Origin of the sequence: Delftia sp. WSY_10 (assembly GCF_043104705.1) — a bacterium.
Taxonomy (GTDB): Bacteria; Pseudomonadota; Gammaproteobacteria; order Burkholderiales; family Burkholderiaceae_C; genus Comamonas; species Comamonas tsuruhatensis.
The window spans coordinates 157,070-173,502 of the sequence record NZ_JBICKY010000057.1; the positions used below are offsets into that span (position 1 = coordinate 157,070).

Here is a 16,433-nt window from a genome sequence, read left to right on the forward strand (position 1 = left end):
ACACAAAGTCACATGGTAGCGCCGGCCGGTGCAGCGGGCATGACGGCGCAGCGCCCCAAGTGTCAACGATGTTTTCCAGCGCCCGGATCGCGCTCAGCCCGTGGTCAGCGCCGGCTGCGGCTGGGTGCGCGGCGGCCGCAGCGGCGGCAGCGGCGCCTGCGCCTTCATGGACCGGCGCAGCGCCACTGCGTCGGCCACGGCCGCCGGTGCCCGGGCCGTGGCGTCCAGCCGGAAGACCTGCACGGTCTCCGACACGGTCTGCGCCTGGGCCTGCAAGGCCATGGCCGATGCCGCGTTCTGCTCCACCAGCGCCGCGTTCTGCTGCGTGATGTTGTCCAGATGCGCCACGGCCGCGTTGACCTGCGAGATGCCGCTGAGCTGCTCGTTGGAGGCGCTGTGGATTTCGCCGATCAGCAGGTTCACGCGCCGCACCAGGTCCAGCGATTCGGTCATGGTTTTCTGCGCGACCTCGGTGCGCTGATTGCCATCCAGCACCTTGGCGGCGGAGTCGTCTATGAGTTCGCGGATCTCCTTGGCCGCTGCCTGCGTGCGCTGCGAGAGGCTGCGCACTTCGGCCGCCACCACCGCAAAGCCCCGGCCCTGGTCGCCCGCGCGCGCGGCCTCCACGGCGGCGTTCAGCGCCAGGATGTTGGTCTGGAAGGCGATGGAGTCGATGAGCTGCGTGATCTCGCCGATGCGCCCCGACGCGGCCTGGATCTGCTTCATGGTGGCCGCCACGCCGTCGACGGCGCCGCTGCTGCGCTCGGCCACCTCGCTGGCCTGGGTGGCCAGGTCCGTGGCCTGGCGCGCCGACTCGGCCGTGTGCTTGACCGTGCCCGTGATCTCCTCCATCGACGCCGCCGTCTGCTGCAGGTTGCCGGCCTGGGTTTCCGTGCGCGCGGACAGGTCCTGGTTGCCCTGCGCGATTTCCCGCGTGGAGATCTGCATCTTGTCGCTTTCCTCGCGCGCATCGCGCACGATGGACAGCAGGTTCACATTGAGCTGGCTCAGCGCCTTCTGCAGATCGCCCACCACGTCCTTGCGCGTGATGCGTATGGTCTGCGTCAGGTCGCCGGCCGCCAGGCGGTTGGCCTGCAGCACCATCTGCGCCAGCGGCGCCACGGTCAGCCGGTACGCCCAGGCCCCGGCCAGCCCCGTGAAGATGCAGACCGCCAGCCAGGCCAGCGCGGACCATGCATCCAGCGTGTGCCCTCCCGCCATCGCCGCGCCAAAGGCCGCCGCCACCACCAGGAAGAAGATCAGCACCAGCTTGCCTGCCAGGCCCAGGCTCAGCGCGCTGGCAAGGCGTCCGCGCAGGTTGTTGCGCACCAGATGGCCGGCGCGCAGCACGTGGACCTTGCGCCCTGCGTCCTTTTCGGCGCGCATGGTGGCGTAGAGGCGCTCGGCCGCATCCGTCTGCTCGCGCGTGGCCTCGGTGCGCACCGACATGTAGCCCGAGGGCCGGTCGCCTTCCATCAGCGGCGTGACATTGGCCATGACCCAGTAGAAGTCGCCGTTCTTGCGCCGGTTCTTCACGGGCGCCGACCAGGGCAGTCCGGCCGAGATGGTGGCCCACATGTCGCGGAAGGCTTCCTCGGGCATGTCGGGGTGGCGGATCATGTTGTGGGGCTGGCCCAGCAGTTCTTCGCGCTCGTAGCCGCTGACCTCGATGAACATCGGGTTGCAGTAGAGGATGCGCCCCTTCAGGTCCGTGGTGGACACCAGGGTCTGGCCCTTGGGAAATGCGTATTCACGCGTGCTGACTGGCAGATTCACTCTCATAGGCGTGGTCCCTTGAAGAAGAAAAATCCTTCACGTCATTGCGGCCCTGGCTTACTGCAGGACCCGGTGGCTTGTTGTACCCCGATTCGTCGCATTTGAAACAAATCGCCACAAAACCTCCATTCGATTCAGACATCTGATTGCGCGCTCTCGATAGCGGGCGCACCGCCTTGAGGCATGCGACGCACCACCATGGCTCGGCCGCCGGGCGGCAGCCCCGAGGACAGCGCCCGCGCAGGGCTGCGCGCCCTGGCATGCCGCTTGCTTCATCCCGTGCGTGGCCATTGCAGGCCATGGGGGCAAGGCGCAACGAGGTGCCACTGCCCCAGGGACAAAGGCGTCAACCCGCGCGCAGGCAGCAGCCGCGCAGTGGGGATGACGCCTTTTTGCTTTTCGAACCGATGCGGGGGCGCAATGAAGAAATCCAGGCTGGTGATGGTGGGCAACGGCATGGCCGGCGTGCGCACGCTGGAAGAGCTGCTCAGGATCGCGCCCGACCTCTACGAGATCACCGTGTTCGGCGCCGAGCCGCACCCCAACTACAACCGCATCATGCTGTCGCCGGTGCTGGCGGGCGAGCAGCAGCTGGACGAAATCATCCTCAACGACTGGTCCTGGTATGCCCGGCACGGCATCACCTTGCATGCAGGCTGCCGCGTGCATGCGGTGGACCGGGCGCGCCGCGTGGTGCACGCCGTGGACGCGGCCGGACAGCCGGTGAGCGCCGGGTACGACCGCCTGATCCTGGCCACGGGATCGCGCCCCTTCATGCTGCCCGTGCCCGGGCGCGAGCTGGAAGGCGTGCTCGGCTACCGCGACATTGCCGACACCCAGGCCATGATCGCGGCGGCCGCCAGCCACCGCCAGGCGGTGGTCATCGGCGGCGGCCTGCTGGGCCTGGAGGCCGCCAACGGCCTCATGAAGCGCGGCATGGAGGTTACCGTGGTGCATGCGGGCGAGCGCCTGCTGGACCGCCAGCTGGACGAGACCGCCGCCGCCTTGCTGCAGGCCTCGCTGGCCGAGCGCGGCATGCGCTTTCTGATGCAGGCCCAGACCCGCGCGCTGACGGGCGATGGCCGGGGCCGCGTGGCCTGCGTGCACCTGCAGGACGGGCGCGATGCGCCGGCCTCGCTCGTGGTCATGGCCGTGGGCATCCGGCCCGAGACCACGCTGGCCGAGCAGATGCACCTGCACGTGCAGCGCGGCATCGTGGTCAGCGACACGCTGCAGACCGTGACCGACCCGCGCATCTATGCCGTGGGCGAATGCGCGGCGCACCGGGGCGTGGCCTACGGGCTGGTGGCGCCGCTGTTCGAGCAGGGCAAGGTGCTGGCCAACCACCTGGCCGAAATCGGCATCGGCCGCTACCCGGGCTCGCAGACCTCGGCCAAGCTCAAGGTCACGGGCATTCATCTGTTCAGCGCAGGCGACTTTCGCGGCGACGACGGCACGGAGGAAATCGTGCTCAGCGACCCCGGCGCGGGCGTGTACCGCAAGCTGGTGCTGCGCGGTGACAGGCTGGTCGGCGCCTGCCTGTATGGCGACACCGAGGACGGTGGCTGGTACTTCCGCCTGTTGCGCGATGGCGTGGCAGTGCAGGAACTGCGCGACCGCCTCATGTTCGGCGAAAGTCAAGCCAGCCAGGCCAGCCAGGCCAGCCAGGCCGACCCGGCCAGCGGCCCGTGACGGCGCCCGCCCCCGTGCCCTGCCCTTCCCTCATCCACCCCAGGCCCACCATGCAAGAAACCCGATCCACCTGCCCCTATTGCGGCACAGGCTGCGGCGTCATCATCGAAAGCGATGGTGCGCGCATCACGGGCGTGCGTGGCGACCCGGCGCATCCGGCCAATCACGGGCGCCTGTGCACCAAGGGCAGCACGCTGCATCTGACGGCCTCGCCCGCCCTGGCGCGGCAGACCCGGCTGCTGCAGCCCGCCCTGCGCACCACGCGCGGGGCAGCGCCCCGGGACATCAGCTGGGATGCCGCGCTGGACCTGGCAGCCGGCAGGCTGGCCTCCATCGTGCAGGAGCACGGCCCCGATGCCGTGGGCCTGTATGTGAGCGGCCAGTTGCTGACCGAGGACTACTACGTCTTCAACAAGCTGGCCAAGGGCCTGATCGGCACCAACAACATCGACACCAACTCGCGCCTGTGCATGAGCAGCGCCGTGGCGGGCTACAAGGCCACGCTGGGCGCCGACGCGCCGCCGGCCTGCTACGAGGACGTGGACCATGCGGACTGCCTGTTCATCGTGGGCAGCAACGCGGCATGGGCCCATCCCGTGCTCACGCGGCGCATCGAGCAGGCGCGTGCCGCGCGGCCGCAGATGAAGATCATCGTGGCCGACCCACGCCGCACCGACACGGCCGGCATGGCCGACCTCTTCCTGCCGCTGCGCCCCGGCAGCGACACCCTGCTGTTCCACGGCATGCTGCACATCATGGAGCTGGAAGGCTGGCTGGACCGGGCCTACATCGCGCGCCACACCAGCGGCTTTGCCGACCTGCAGGCCCTGCTCGGACAGGCCACGCCCGAGCGCGTGAGCGAGGTCTGCGGCCTGCCCCGCCACGACCTTTTCCAGGCCGCGCAGTGGTTCGCGCTGGGAGGAGATGCGCGGGACGGCGCCGCCCGTGGCGCAACGCTCAGCCTGTACTGCCAGGGCCTGAACCAGAGCAGCAACGGCACGGCCAAGAACGCCGCGCTGATCGGCCTGCACCTGGCCACGGGCCAGATCGGGCGCGCAGGCGCGGGACCGTTCTCGCTCACGGGCCAGCCCAATGCCATGGGCGGGCGCGAGGTGGGCGGGCTGGCCAATCTGCTGTCGGCCCACCGCGACCTGGCCAACCCCGCCCACCGCGCCGAAGTGGCCGCCCTGTGGGGCGTGGACGCCGTGCCGCCCCGCCCTGGCAAGACCGCCGTGGAGATGTTCGAGGCCGCCGCCGAGGGCGAGATCCGCGCGCTGTGGATAGCCTGCACCAACCCCGCGCAAAGCATGCCCGACCAGGCCCTGGTGCGGCGCGCACTGCAGCGGGCCGAATTCGTCATCGTGCAGGAGGCCTTTGCCACCACCGCCACCTGCGCCTACGCCGACCTGCTGCTGCCCGCCACCACCTGGGGCGAGAAGATCGGCACGGTGACCAACAGCGAAAGGCGCATTTCGCGCGTGCGCCCCGCCGTGGCCGCACCGGGCGCCGCGCGCCATGACTGGCGCATCGCCGTGGACTGCGCGCGGCGCATGGAAACGCGGCTGCGCCCGGGCCGGCCCAGCCTCTTCCCCTACGACACCGAGGACGCCGCCGCAGGCGCCGAAGCCATCTGGAACGAGCACCGCGAAAGCACGCGCGGGCGTGACCTGGACATCACCGGCCTGTCCTGGGATCTGCTGGACGCGCAAGGCCCCCAGCAATGGCCGCTGCCCGAAGGCGCAGCCCTGGGCCGCGCACGGCTCTACGAAGACGGCCGCTTTCCCACGCCCGATGGACGCGCCCGCTTTGCCCTGCTGCCCTGGCAGCCGCTGGCCGAGTCGCCCGATGCGAGCTACCCCTTCAGCCTGACCACGGGCCGGCTGCGCGACCAGTGGCACGGCATGAGCCGCACGGGCCAGCTGGGACGACTGTTCGGCCAGGCTGCCGAGCCCAGTGTGCAGATGCATCCGCAGGACATGGCCGAGCGCGGCCTGCGCGCGGGCGACCTGGTGCAGGTGAGCAGCCGCCGCGGTGCCCTGCTGGTGCCGGTGCAGCCCGATGCCACGCTCGCGCCCTCCCAGCTCTTCATGGCCATGCACTGGGGCGGCGAGTACCTGGGCGGCACGGCCACGGGGGGCCTCAACGCACTGACCACGCCGGCCTTCTGCCCCGCATCCAAGCAGCCTGAACTCAAGCACACGGCCGTCAAGCTGCAAAAGGCCGCTCTGCCCTGGACCCTGCTGGCCATGGCCTGGCTGCCCGAGGACCGCGTGCTGGCCGTGCGCGAGCAGCTGTCTGCCCTCATGCCGCGCTTCGGTTTCGCCAGCTGCGTGCCTTTCGGCAATGCCGTGCCGCTGCAGGACGCCGCCCGCGCCCGCCACGGCGTGCTGCTGCGCGCCGCCGCGCATGAGGCGCCCGACGACGCCCTCATCGCGCAGATCGAGTCCCTGCTGGGCCTGGATGCCGCCGACACCCTGCGCTACAGCGACCGCCGCCGCCAGCACAGCCGTGCGCTGCGGCTGGACCGCACCAGCCTGTCCACCACGGTCGAAGCCTTGCTGCTGGCCGGAGACACGCGCGCCGGCAGCTGGCTGGGCACCCTGCTGAAGGACCAGTTGCCGGCCCAGGACTATGGGCGCCTGCTGCTCATGTCCTCGGCCTCGGCACCGCTGCCCCTGGCGCAGCGCACGCGCCAGGTCTGCGCGTGCTTCGACGTGGACGAGGCCGCCATCGAAGGCGTGCTTGCGCGCTGCGAGGGCAGCGACGATGCCCGCCTGGCCGCTTTGCAAGGCCAATTGCGCTGCGGCACCAACTGCGGCTCCTGCCTGCCTGAACTCAAGCGCCTGGTGCGCCACATCCCCGTTGCGCCCAGCCCGCAGGCGGCATGAAAGAGGCCATGGAACGACAGGTTTGCATATATAGCGAAAAGTAATGAAACCTGCGGGAAAATATGCGCCCACAGGATTCCACCCACGATCACCACGCCATGGGCATCAGCCAATACATCAAGGAAATAGGCCGCGGCGCACGCGGAGCCAAGGCGCTGGAGCGCGCGCAGGCCGCCGACCTGTTCGGCCAGGTGCTGGACGGGGGCGTCACCGATCTGGAGATCGGCGCCTTCTGCATCGCCATGCGCATCAAGGGCGAGACGGTCGAGGAGATGAGCGGCTTCCTGGATGCCGTGCATGCGCGCGCCGCGCGCTTTCCCGCCTCGGCCCATGGCCGCCCCGTGATCGTGCTGCCCAGCTACAACGGCGCGCGCCGCCTGCCCGTGCTCACGCCCCTGCTGGCCCTGCTGCTGGCGCGCGAAGGCCTGCCCGTGCTGCTGCACGGCATGCGCACCGAGGCGCGGCGCATCCTGGCCAGCGATGTGCTGCAGGCGCTGGGCATTGCGCCGCTGCAGGCACCCCAGGCACTCGATGGCGGCCAGGTGGCCCATCTGCATACCGAACACCTGCATCCGGCGCTGGCCCGGCTGCTGTCCGTACGCGAGGTCATCGGCCTGCGCAATCCGGGCCACAGCGTGGTCAAGCTGCTGGCGCCCTGCGACGGCCCGTCCTTGCTGGTGACGGCCTACACCCATCCCGAGTACCTGCCCATGCTGCACGGCACCTTCGGGACGCTGGGCATGAATGTGCTGCTCTCGCGCGGGCTGGAAGGCGAGGTCGCGGCCGACCCGCGCCGGCTGCCGCGCTACGACGGATTCGTCGCAGGCGCCCACCAGCTGCTGGCCGAGCAGCAAAGCGGCACGGCCTCCGAAATCCCGGGCCTGCCCGCCGAGATCGACGTGGACACCACGGCGCGCTACACCGAGGACGTGCTTGCGGGCCGCCTGCCCGTGCCGCCGGCGCTCACGCGCCAGGTGGAACACATCGTCCACCTTGCCGATCAGATTCGCTGAACACCCCAGAAAAACGGAGCCCCGCCATGACGACCCCGTCCCACACCCCCGCAAACACCGCCCGGCGCGGCAGCTGCACCCTGGTCGGCGCCGGCCCCGGCGACCCGGAGCTGCTGACCATCAAGGCCCTCAAGGCCATACAGGCGGCCACCGTGCTGCTGGTCGATGACCTGGTCAGCGATGCCATCGTGGCCCATGCCTCGCCCACGGCGCGCATCGTCTACGTGGGCAAGCGCGGCGGCTGCAAGAGCACGCCCCAGGCCTTCATCGAAAAGCTCATGCTGTCCGCCGTGCAGGATGGCGAGACGGTGGTGCGCCTCAAAGGCGGCGACCCCTTCATCTTCGGGCGCGGCGGCGAAGAGGTGGAGCATCTGCGCGAGGCCGGCATCGAGGTCCAGGTCGTCAACGGCATCACGGCCGGCCTGGCCGGGCTCACCAGCCTGGGCGCGCCGCTCACGCACCGCGACCGGGCGCACGGCGTGGTCTTCATCACCGGCCACGCCAAGCCCGGCGACAGCGGCACGGACTGGCGCCAGCTGGCCGCCACCGCGCGCGATGCCCGGCTCACCCTGGTGATCTACATGGGCGTGAGCAGCGTGGAACACATCCGCGCCGAGCTGCTGCACGGCCTGCCCGCCGCCACGCCCGTGGCCGTGATCCAGCACGCCAGCCTGCCGCAGCAGCGCCATGCACTGGCCACGCTGGACACGCTTGTGCAATGCATTGCCGACACCGGCCTGGGCAGCCCCAGCGTCATCGTCGTTGGAGATGTGGTCCATGGCATTCGGGCAATGGCCGAACCCCAGGAGCAGCCCAACCCTGCGGTTGCTGCCGCCTGAGTGCCTAGCTGCAACAAAGAAAAAATCTATCGATAGATAAAATCATTAGTTTTAATTAAAAATCTCCTGTTGGTTGCCGAAAACAGCGTCTAGACCGTTTTCGCAGGCCGTCAGCTGCGCCGGACGGCGGCAGCGCCACCGGGGGATTCAATGAAAACATCAAGCCGTACTCTCACTTCCACAGCGACGCAGGCATGGTGGCCGGCATGCCGACACCTGGCGGCCCAACTGCTGGCCGGCTGCGCACTTGGCATGGCCATGCCCATGCCCGGCCTGGCCAGCGGCTCCGACATGGTGCTGGCCACGCGCGTCACGGCAGGCGCCAAGCCCTGGCTCACGCCTGCGCACCGCCAATGGCTGCAGGCGCGCGGGCCGCTGACGCTGGGCATTTCCACGCCGGACCATCCGCCGCTGGGCATGATCGATGGCGATCGCTTCCAGGGCATCACGGCCGACCACCTGGGCCTGCTTTTTCCCACGCCCGTGCGCTTCAAGTCCTATGGATCGCGTGCGGCCGTGCTCGATGCGCTGCGCCGCGGCGAGATCGACCTGGCCTGCGGCGGCACCGAGCTGGAAGCCGAGCGCGCCGACCTGGCCCTGAGCGTGCCCTACCTGCCCAGCCAGCCCGTGCTGGTCTCCCCGTCGAATGCTCCCTTCGACGCCCGGCGCCGGGGTGCGCGGCTGGCCATGACGCCCGACCAGCTGCTGCGCTCCCAGGTGGCTGCCGCCTACCCCCTCAGCGAGCTGCTGACCTATGAAACACCCCGCCGCGCGCTGGAGGCGCTGAGCCTGGGCGAGATCGACGGCTTCGTCGGCGACACGGTCACGGTGCACTACCTGATCCAGGCCAACTACCTGCTCAACCTGCGCGTGCAGGGCTTTGCGCCCATAGAAAGCCGTGGCTTCGGCATGCTGGTGAGGCATGGCGATGCACAGCTGAAGGCCTACCTGGACCAGGCCCTGCCCAGCATCACCGTGCAGCACGGCGACGACATCCTGCGCAGCTGGAGTGGAAGCCGCCGCCCGCTGCTGGGCGGCGACCGCGTGGCGCTGACGCCCTCGGAAAAGCAGTGGCTGGATGCCCATCCGCGCATTCCCGTGGTCCTCAACGGCTCGCTGGGTCCGCTGGGACAGCTCGATGCCGACCGCCAGGCCCAGGGCATCGGCCCCGACTACCTGGACCTGATCAGCCGCCGCGCCGGCCTGCAGTTCGAGTACATCGCCGCGCGCAACTATTCCGAACTCGAAACCATGCTGGGCTCCGGCAAGGCCCTGCTCACCCCGGCGTACACCTCGCCGCCCACGGCCTCGCCCGATATCAGGCTGCTGCCGCCCTATCTGCGCAGCACGGTCGTGGTGATGGCCCGGCCCGAGGCCAACGCAGGCACCCCGCGCGACAAGCCCATACACCACCTCCAGCGACTGGAGGGCAAGCGCGTGGCCATGGTGGCGGGCTTCTTTCTCGAAAGCACGGTGCGCAGGGAACATCCGAGCATACGGCTGCAGCTGTATGCCGACCTGACCCAGGCCCTGGCCAGCGTGGCGGCCAATGACAGCGATGCCTTCGTGGGCAACGACTACGCGGCGCGCTATGCCAACGCCCAGCAATTGGGCAGCCGGCTGCAGCTCACCGGCATCCTGGACGACTACACCCGCCCCATCAGCCTGGCCGTGCACGCCGCCGAACCTGAACTGCTGGGCATCCTGGAAAAGGCCCAGCTGTCCATCGCACCCGAAGAGGTGGCCGAAATCGTCCACCACTGGGCGCCGCACCATAACGGCAACGGCGCGAGCTTCTGGCGCGAGCACCGCCAGCGCCTGCTGCTGCTGGCCGGGGCGCTGGCCCTGGTCACGTTCATCTCACTGGTCTGGGGCTTTTACCTGAGCCGCCAGATGCGCAGGACACGCCGGGCCGAGCGGCGCGCCGAGGCCGCCAACCAGGCCAAGAGCCTGTTTCTGTCCACCACCAGCCACGAGATACGCACGCCGCTGAGCGCCGTCATCGGCCTGCTGGAACTGGCGCAGGACCGGGAAAAGCTCGGCCTGCCCCACCGCGATATGCTGGCCTCCGCCCACAAGGCCGCCCAGGGCATGCTGCTGTTGCTGGGCAATGTGCTGGATCTGCACCGCATCGAGTCGGGCCATATCGACTCCACGCTCCAGCCCGTGGCACTGCGCCCGCTGATCGAAGACATGGCCCCGCTGCTGCAAGGCCTGGCCCACGGCAAGCGGCTGTCGCTGCGCACCGAAGTGGGCAGCGGCGTGGACCACAGCGTGACGGCCGACCCGCTGCATCTCAAGCAGGTGCTGTTCAACCTGCTCAGCAATGCCATCAAGTTCACCGAGCGCGGCAGCGTCACCCTGCGCGCGCATGGCGCCAGCCGGCATGACCGCCTGCTGCTGCAGATGGAGGTCGAGGACACGGGCATCGGCATTGCGCCGCAGGACCAGGCCCGGCTGTTCCAGCCCTTCTCGCAGGTGGAAGGCGCCCACCAGGACAGGGCCTTTGGCAGCGGCCTGGGCCTGAGCATCACGCGGCGCCTGCTGGAGCACATGGGGGGAACCATCACGGTGGACAGCGCACCGGGCCGAGGCTCGCGCTTCACGGTCAGGCTGAGCCTGCCACTGGTGGAGCCGGACCATCGCATGCAGGCCGACGTCACGCCCGCGTCAGAGGGAATATTGCCCCTGGTCCTGCCCGCCTCGGTGGCGCTGCAAGGAAAGCCCCAGGCCAGTGCCGAGCCCCTGCCCGCATCACAGCCCGGGTCCGACCTCAGAATCCTGGCCGTGGAAGACTATCTGTTCAACCGCGAGCTGCTCAAGAGCCAGCTGGCCGCGCTGGGCCACGGCATCTGCCTGGCCGGCGATGGACAGGAAGCCTGGGCACGCTGCCTGGTCGAGTCCTTCGATCTCATCATCACCGATGGACGCATGCCGCTCATGGACGGCTTCGAGTTCATCCGGCGCCTGCGCCAGCGCGAGGCCGAAAACCAGCTGCGCCGCTGCCGCGTGATCGCACTGACCGCCAGCCCCGAAGCCTCCGAAGCGCTGCGCTACCTGCAGGCCGGCGCCGACGAGGTGCTGTCCAAGCCGGCTGCCATGGAAGACCTCAGGCGCGTCATCGAACAGGTGCGGAACGAGCTGCAGGGCGGCACGCCCGGCACCTGGCATCTGCCGCCCGCCGCGCCCTCCACGCTCAGCCCGGCCTGACCGTGCTGCTGGCCGTCACGCGGCTTTGCTCGAAGCGCTGGGCCAGCTCGCGGCGCAGGTCCTTGCGGATCAGCGCAGCCTGCCAGCGGCGCCTTTCCTCGTCGTTGGACGGCACCAGCGTCGGCACGGCGGCCGGCTGCTTGTTCTCGTCCACGGCCACCATGGTGAAAAAGCAGCTGTTCACATGGCGCACCACCTGGGTGCGGATGTCCTCGGCCACCACCTTGATGCCGATCTCCATCGACGACTTGCCCGTGTGGTTGACGCTGGCCAGGAACGTCACCAGCTCGCCCACGTGGATGGGCTGCAGGAACATCACCTGGTCCACGCTCAGCGTGACCACATAGCGGCCCGCGTAGCGGCTGGCGCAGGCATAGGCCACCTGGTCGAGCTGCTTGAGAACGGCGCCGCCATGGACGTTGCCCGAAAAGTTCGCCATGTCGGGCGACATGAGCACGGTCATGCTCAGCTGGTGCGATGGGAAATTCATCGCTGGATTTTAGGTCCCCCCTGAGTCGCTGCGCGCCTTCCCCCAGAGGGGGACGACACCCTCGGTGCGGGGCGGCCCTTCCTCGGTGTCCCTGGCTTCAGGACACGCCAGTTTCACAGGGCACGCGAAGGGCTGGCTCAAGTGCGCGAGAATGGGCGCCCCTTTTGCCCCCCGAGTGACGCTTTTGTGACCTCTTCCCTCTCTTTCGACGCCATCGTCATCGGCGCCGGCGCGGCCGGTCTGTTCTGTGCGGCCCAGGCCGGACAGCGGGGCCTGTCGGTGCTGCTCCTGGACCACGCGGAGAAGGTGGCCGAGAAGATCCGCATCTCGGGCGGCGGCCGTTGCAACTTCACCAACCGCGACTTGGACGTGCGTGCGCCGCACAAGCACTTCGTGGGCGGCAACCCGCAGTTCTGCCGCTCGGCCCTGTCGCGCTACACGCCGGCCGACTTCATTGCGCTCATGGACAGGCACGGCATCGCCCACCATGAAAAGCACAAGGGCCAGCTGTTTGCCGACCGCTCGGCCGAGGACATCATCGCCATGCTGCTGGCCGAATGCCAGGCCGGCGGCGTGCAGCGCTGGCAGCTCTGCAAGGTCGATTCCGTGGCGCACTCGGACGGCCAATACCGCCTGCAGACCAGCCGGGGCGCCGTGCAGGCGCCCAGCCTGGTCATCGCCACGGGCGGCCTGTCCATCCCCAAGATCGGCGCCACCGACTTCGGCTACCGCCTGGCCCAGCAATTCGGCCTGCCCCTGGTCGAACGCACGCCGGGCCTGGTGCCGCTGACCTTCGATGGCGACGCCTGGGCCCCCTACGCCCAGCTCGCGGGCCTGGCCCTGCCCGTGGAGATCAGCACCGGTAGCAAGAAAGAGCGCATGGCCTTCATGGAAGACCTGCTGTTCACGCACCGGGGCCTGTCGGGCCCGGCCGTGCTGCAGATATCGAGCTACTGGAAGCCCGGCACGCCCCTGAGCATCAACCTCGCGCCCGAGGTGGACCTGCAGGGCGAGCTGCTCAGGGCCAAGTCGCGCTCGCGCAAGCTCATCGCCAATGAACTGGCGCAGTGGCTGCCCTCGCGACTGGCCGATGCCTGGGTGCAGCAGGATGCTGCCTGGCAGCGCCCCATCGCCGAAGCCTCCGACAAGGCCCTGAACCAGCTGGCCGAGCGCCTGTCACGCTGGGAGATCGTGCCCACGGGCACGGAAGGCTACAAGAAGGCGGAAGTGACGCTGGGCGGCGTGGACACGCGGGCGCTCTCGCAGCAGACCATGGAATGCAAGACCCAGCCGGGCCTGTACTGCATTGGCGAAGTGGTGGATATCACCGGCTGGCTCGGCGGATACAACTTCCAATGGGCCTGGGCCAGTGGGTACGCCTGTGCGCAGGCCTTGCCTTCTGCCTGATTTGTCAGACCGCTTTCGTCTCGCGTATAATCGCCCGCTTTGCTGGCAATCGCCCCGTCGGCCAATACTAGTTAACTTTGGACGGGGACCAACCGCTGAACATGGCTCTCAGGCCCGATCTTCCCGGGAACCCGCTGTCAGCACAGATATCTGGAAATCTAGCTAATGACCACCATCCGCGTAAAAGAAAACGAGCCCTATGAAGTTGCCCTGCGCCGCTTCAAGCGCACCATCGAAAAGCTCGGCCTGCTGACCGACCTGCGCGCTCGCGAGTTCTACGAGAAGCCCACTGCCGAACGCAAGCGCAAGAAGGCTGCCGCCGTCAAGCGTCACTACAAGCGCGTTCGCAGCATGCAGCTGCCCAAGAAGCTGTACTGATCAGCCCTTGACCAGCCGGCTCTCGTCAGCCGCAAAACCCGCGCTCGGGACGCCAGGCGCGGGTTTTTTGTTTTTTTGTTCCGTGTTTTCCGACGCCATCACCTCAGGAGAAAAGCCATGAGCCTCAAGGCCCAGATCACCGAAGACATGAAGACCGCCATGCGCGCCAAGGACAGCGAGCGCCTGGGCACCATCCGCCTGCTGCAGGCAGCGATGAAGCAAAAGGAAGTCGATGAGCGCATCGAGCTGGACGACGCCGCCGTCATCGCCATCGTGGACAAGCTGATCAAGCAGCGCAAGGACAGCATCGCCGCCTTCGAGGGCGCGGGCCGCCAGGACCTGGCCGACAAGGAAAAGGCCGAGATGGCCGTGCTGACCGCCTACCTGCCCGAGCGCATGTCGGCCGAGGAAGTGGCCACCGCCGTCAAGGCCATCGTGGCCGAACTGGGCGCATCCGGCCCCGGCGACATGGGCAAGGTCATGGGCGCGGTCAAGGCGCAACTGGCAGGCAAGGCCGACATGGGCCAGGTCTCCGCCGCAGTGAAGGCTGCCCTGGCAGGCTGATCCCCGGCCAGTCCGCTGCAGCAGCCGCCCCGCTCAGGGAGCGGCTGCCATCCACTCCTTCTTGAAGTGTTCCTGCAGGAACTCCACGCACACCCGCACCTTGGCCGACAGCTGCAGCCGCGTCGGATACACAGCCCAGACATTGGCCTCCTGCCGCCATTCGGGCAACACCTGCACCAGGCGCCCGGCCTGCAGATGGGCGCCCACATCCCATAGCGAGCGCAGCGCAATGCCGCGACCGTCCACGGCCCACTGCACCACCATCTCGCCGTTGTTGGCCGACAGCGGCCCCGTGACCTTCACCGCCTGCTCGGCCGCGCCCGCGCGCAGCCGCCACACGCCAAAGGCCTGGTCGCGCTCCTTGATGGCCAGGCAGTCATGGGCCGACAGTTCGGCCGGCGTGCGCGGCGTGCCACGGCGCGCCAGGTAGGCAGGCGCGGCGCACAGCACGCGGTGGTTGTCGGCCAGGCGCCGCGCAATCAGGTGGGGCGCGATCTCGTCGCCCACGCGCACATCCAGATCGAAGCCCTCGCCCGCCACATCCACCAGCCGGTCGAACACGTCCAGCCGCACCTGCAGCCCCGGATGGCGCTCCACCAGCCTGGAAAGCGCGGGCGCGATCACATGCCGCCCGAAACCGAAGCTGCTGCTCACGCGCAGCAGGCCGCGCGGCTCGCTGCGCGTGATGGCCACCTCCTGCATCAGCTGGTCCATGTCGTCGAGGATGCGCTGCGCCCAGTGGAAGACGCGCTCGCCCTCCTCGGTCACGGCCACGCGGCGCGTGGTGCGGTGCAGCAGCTTCACGCCCAGCTCTTCCTCCAGCAGGCGGATGCGCTTGCTCACATAGGCGGGCGAAGCCCCCAATTCCTCGGCCGCAGCGGCAAAGCCGGATTTGCGGGCCACCACGGTGAAGACGCGCAGGTCTTCGGGAGACGGCTGTTTATTCACGATCTGTAAATAATGGAACCACAGTTGGCCGATTGTATTTAGCCCTGGCGCAGCCAACAATGCCATGCATGCGGCCAGGCTGTCAGCGGCGCCGCTTCATATCCATCCATTCGATCCAAGGACAGACACCATGCAAGACACATTCAAGATCGCCGTCATCGCCGGTGACGGCATTGGCAAGGAAGTCATGCCCGAAGGCCTGCGCGCCCTGGAAGCTGCCGCCAGCCGCTTTGCGATCAAGCTCGAATTCCACCATTTCGACTGGGCCCACTGCGACTACTACCTGGCCCACGGAAAAATGATGCCCGACGACTGGAAGGCGCAGCTGTCCGGCATGGATGCCATCTTCTTCGGCGCCGTGGGCTGGCCCGCCACCGTGCCCGACCATGTCTCGCTGTGGGGCTCGCTGCTCAAGTTCCGCCGCGAGTTCGACCAGTACATCAACCTGCGCCCCGTTCGCCTGTTCGAAGGCGTGCCCTGCCCGCTGGCCGGCCGCAAGCCCGGCGACATCGACTACTACGTGGTGCGCGAGAACACCGAAGGCGAGTACACCTCGCTGGGCGGCATCATGTACGAGGGCACGGACCGCGAGATCGTGATCCAGGAATCGGTCTACTCGCGCAAGGGTGCCGAGCGCCTGCTCAAGTACGCCTTCGACCTGGCCCAAAGCCGCGAGCGCAAGCACGTCACCCTGGCCACCAAGAGCAACGGCATCGCCATCAGCATGCCCTGGTGGGACCAGCGCGCCGAGGACGTGGCCAAGGCCTACCCGGAAGTCACGCTGGACAAGCAGCACATCGACATCCTGACCGCGCGCTTCGTGCTGCAGCCGGGCCGCTTCGACGTGGTGGCCGCCACCAACCTGTTCGGCGACATCCTCAGCGACCTGGGCCCGGCCACCACGGGCACCATCGGCCTGGCCCCCTCGGCCAACCTCAACCCCGACCGCAGCTTCCCCAGCCTGTTCGAGCCCGTGCACGGCTCGGCGCCCGACATCTACGGCAAGAACATCGCCAACCCCATCGCCATGGTCTGGTCGGCGGCGCTGATGCTGGACTTCCTGACCCACGGCCAGGGCGCAGGCCGCGCGGCGCACGACGCCATCGTCTCGGCCATCGAGGAAGTCATCAGGAGCGGCCCGCGCACGCCCGACCTGGGCGGCACGGCCAGCACCACCGAGGTGGGCCAGACCATCGCCCGGCGCATCGCTGCCGCCTGAGGCGCCGCG

At 68.7% G+C, this 16,433-nt stretch carries 12 protein-coding genes; 9 read left to right on the plus strand and 3 right to left on the minus strand.

What is annotated here, in order from left to right:
• Nucleotides 1-93: 93 nt before the first annotated feature.
• Nucleotides 94-1,782 carry a PAS domain-containing methyl-accepting chemotaxis protein gene (locus ACF8ML_RS26585; protein WP_016449720.1) on the minus strand — a complete coding sequence of 563 codons (1,689 nt, stop codon included), beginning with the start codon at nt 1,780-1,782 and terminating at the stop codon, nt 94-96.
• Between the two features lie 414 nt (nt 1,783-2,196).
• Between ACF8ML_RS26585 and ACF8ML_RS26590 the strand changes: the two genes are divergently transcribed.
• From ACF8ML_RS26590 to ACF8ML_RS26610, 5 genes are all read left to right on the plus strand, one after another.
• A complete protein-coding gene (locus ACF8ML_RS26590; protein WP_392408398.1) occupies nt 2,197-3,468 on the plus strand; it encodes an NAD(P)/FAD-dependent oxidoreductase in 1,272 nt (423 codons plus the stop codon).
• Nucleotides 3,469-3,518: 50 nt separating this feature from the next.
• The gene (locus ACF8ML_RS26595) at nt 3,519-6,356 is read left to right on the plus strand and encodes a molybdopterin-dependent oxidoreductase (protein ID WP_392408399.1); all 2,838 of its coding nucleotides are present in this window, start codon (nt 3,519-3,521) and stop codon (nt 6,354-6,356) included.
• A 98-nt stretch (nt 6,357-6,454) separates the two neighbouring features.
• Nucleotides 6,455-7,369: a DNA-binding protein YbiB gene (ybiB, locus tag ACF8ML_RS26600; RefSeq protein ID WP_034367674.1), complete on the plus strand. Its 915-nt coding sequence runs from the start codon at nt 6,455-6,457 to the stop codon at nt 7,367-7,369.
• A 26-nt stretch (nt 7,370-7,395) separates the two neighbouring features.
• Nucleotides 7,396-8,208, plus strand: coding sequence for a uroporphyrinogen-III C-methyltransferase (gene cobA, locus ACF8ML_RS26605; protein WP_016453800.1), 813 nt, complete (start codon nt 7,396-7,398; stop codon nt 8,206-8,208).
• Nucleotides 8,209-8,460: 252 nt separating this feature from the next.
• On the plus strand, nt 8,461-11,418 hold the full coding sequence (locus ACF8ML_RS26610) for an ATP-binding protein (protein WP_392408401.1): 2,958 nt from the start codon (nt 8,461-8,463) through the stop codon (nt 11,416-11,418).
• Here the strand turns inward: ACF8ML_RS26610 and ACF8ML_RS26615 are convergent.
• A complete protein-coding gene (locus ACF8ML_RS26615) occupies nt 11,405-11,908 on the minus strand; it encodes an acyl-CoA thioesterase (protein ID WP_017406259.1) in 504 nt (167 codons plus the stop codon). The two genes, ACF8ML_RS26610 and ACF8ML_RS26615, sit on opposite strands and share 14 nt — an antisense overlap.
• A gap of 186 nt (nt 11,909-12,094) precedes the next feature.
• Here ACF8ML_RS26615 and ACF8ML_RS26620 point away from each other — a divergent pair, with 186 nt between their 5' ends.
• The 3 genes from ACF8ML_RS26620 to ACF8ML_RS26630 all read left to right on the plus strand — a co-directional run bounded on the left by ACF8ML_RS26620 (nt 12,095) and on the right by ACF8ML_RS26630 (nt 14,257).
• A complete protein-coding gene (locus tag ACF8ML_RS26620) occupies nt 12,095-13,315 on the plus strand; it encodes an NAD(P)/FAD-dependent oxidoreductase (protein ID WP_392408402.1) in 1,221 nt (406 codons plus the stop codon).
• Nucleotides 13,316-13,480: 165 nt separating this feature from the next.
• Nucleotides 13,481-13,693 carry a 30S ribosomal protein S21 gene (gene rpsU, locus ACF8ML_RS26625; protein WP_003052999.1) on the plus strand — a complete coding sequence of 71 codons (213 nt, stop codon included), beginning with the start codon at nt 13,481-13,483 and terminating at the stop codon, nt 13,691-13,693.
• Between the two features lie 117 nt (nt 13,694-13,810).
• Entirely contained in the window at nt 13,811-14,257 is a 447-nt protein-coding gene (locus ACF8ML_RS26630) for a GatB/YqeY domain-containing protein (RefSeq protein ID WP_016449728.1), read from the plus strand.
• 33 nt (nt 14,258-14,290) lie between these two features.
• Here the strand turns inward: ACF8ML_RS26630 and ACF8ML_RS26635 are convergent, their stop codons facing one another.
• Nucleotides 14,291-15,205: a LysR substrate-binding domain-containing protein gene (locus ACF8ML_RS26635; protein WP_017406911.1), complete on the minus strand. Its 915-nt coding sequence runs from the start codon at nt 15,203-15,205 to the stop codon at nt 14,291-14,293.
• A 130-nt stretch (nt 15,206-15,335) separates the two neighbouring features.
• Between ACF8ML_RS26635 and ACF8ML_RS26640 the strand changes: the two genes are divergently transcribed.
• The gene (locus tag ACF8ML_RS26640) at nt 15,336-16,424 is read left to right on the plus strand and encodes a tartrate dehydrogenase (protein ID WP_392408403.1); all 1,089 of its coding nucleotides are present in this window, start codon (nt 15,336-15,338) and stop codon (nt 16,422-16,424) included.
• The last annotated feature ends 9 nt before the right edge of the window (nt 16,425-16,433 follow it).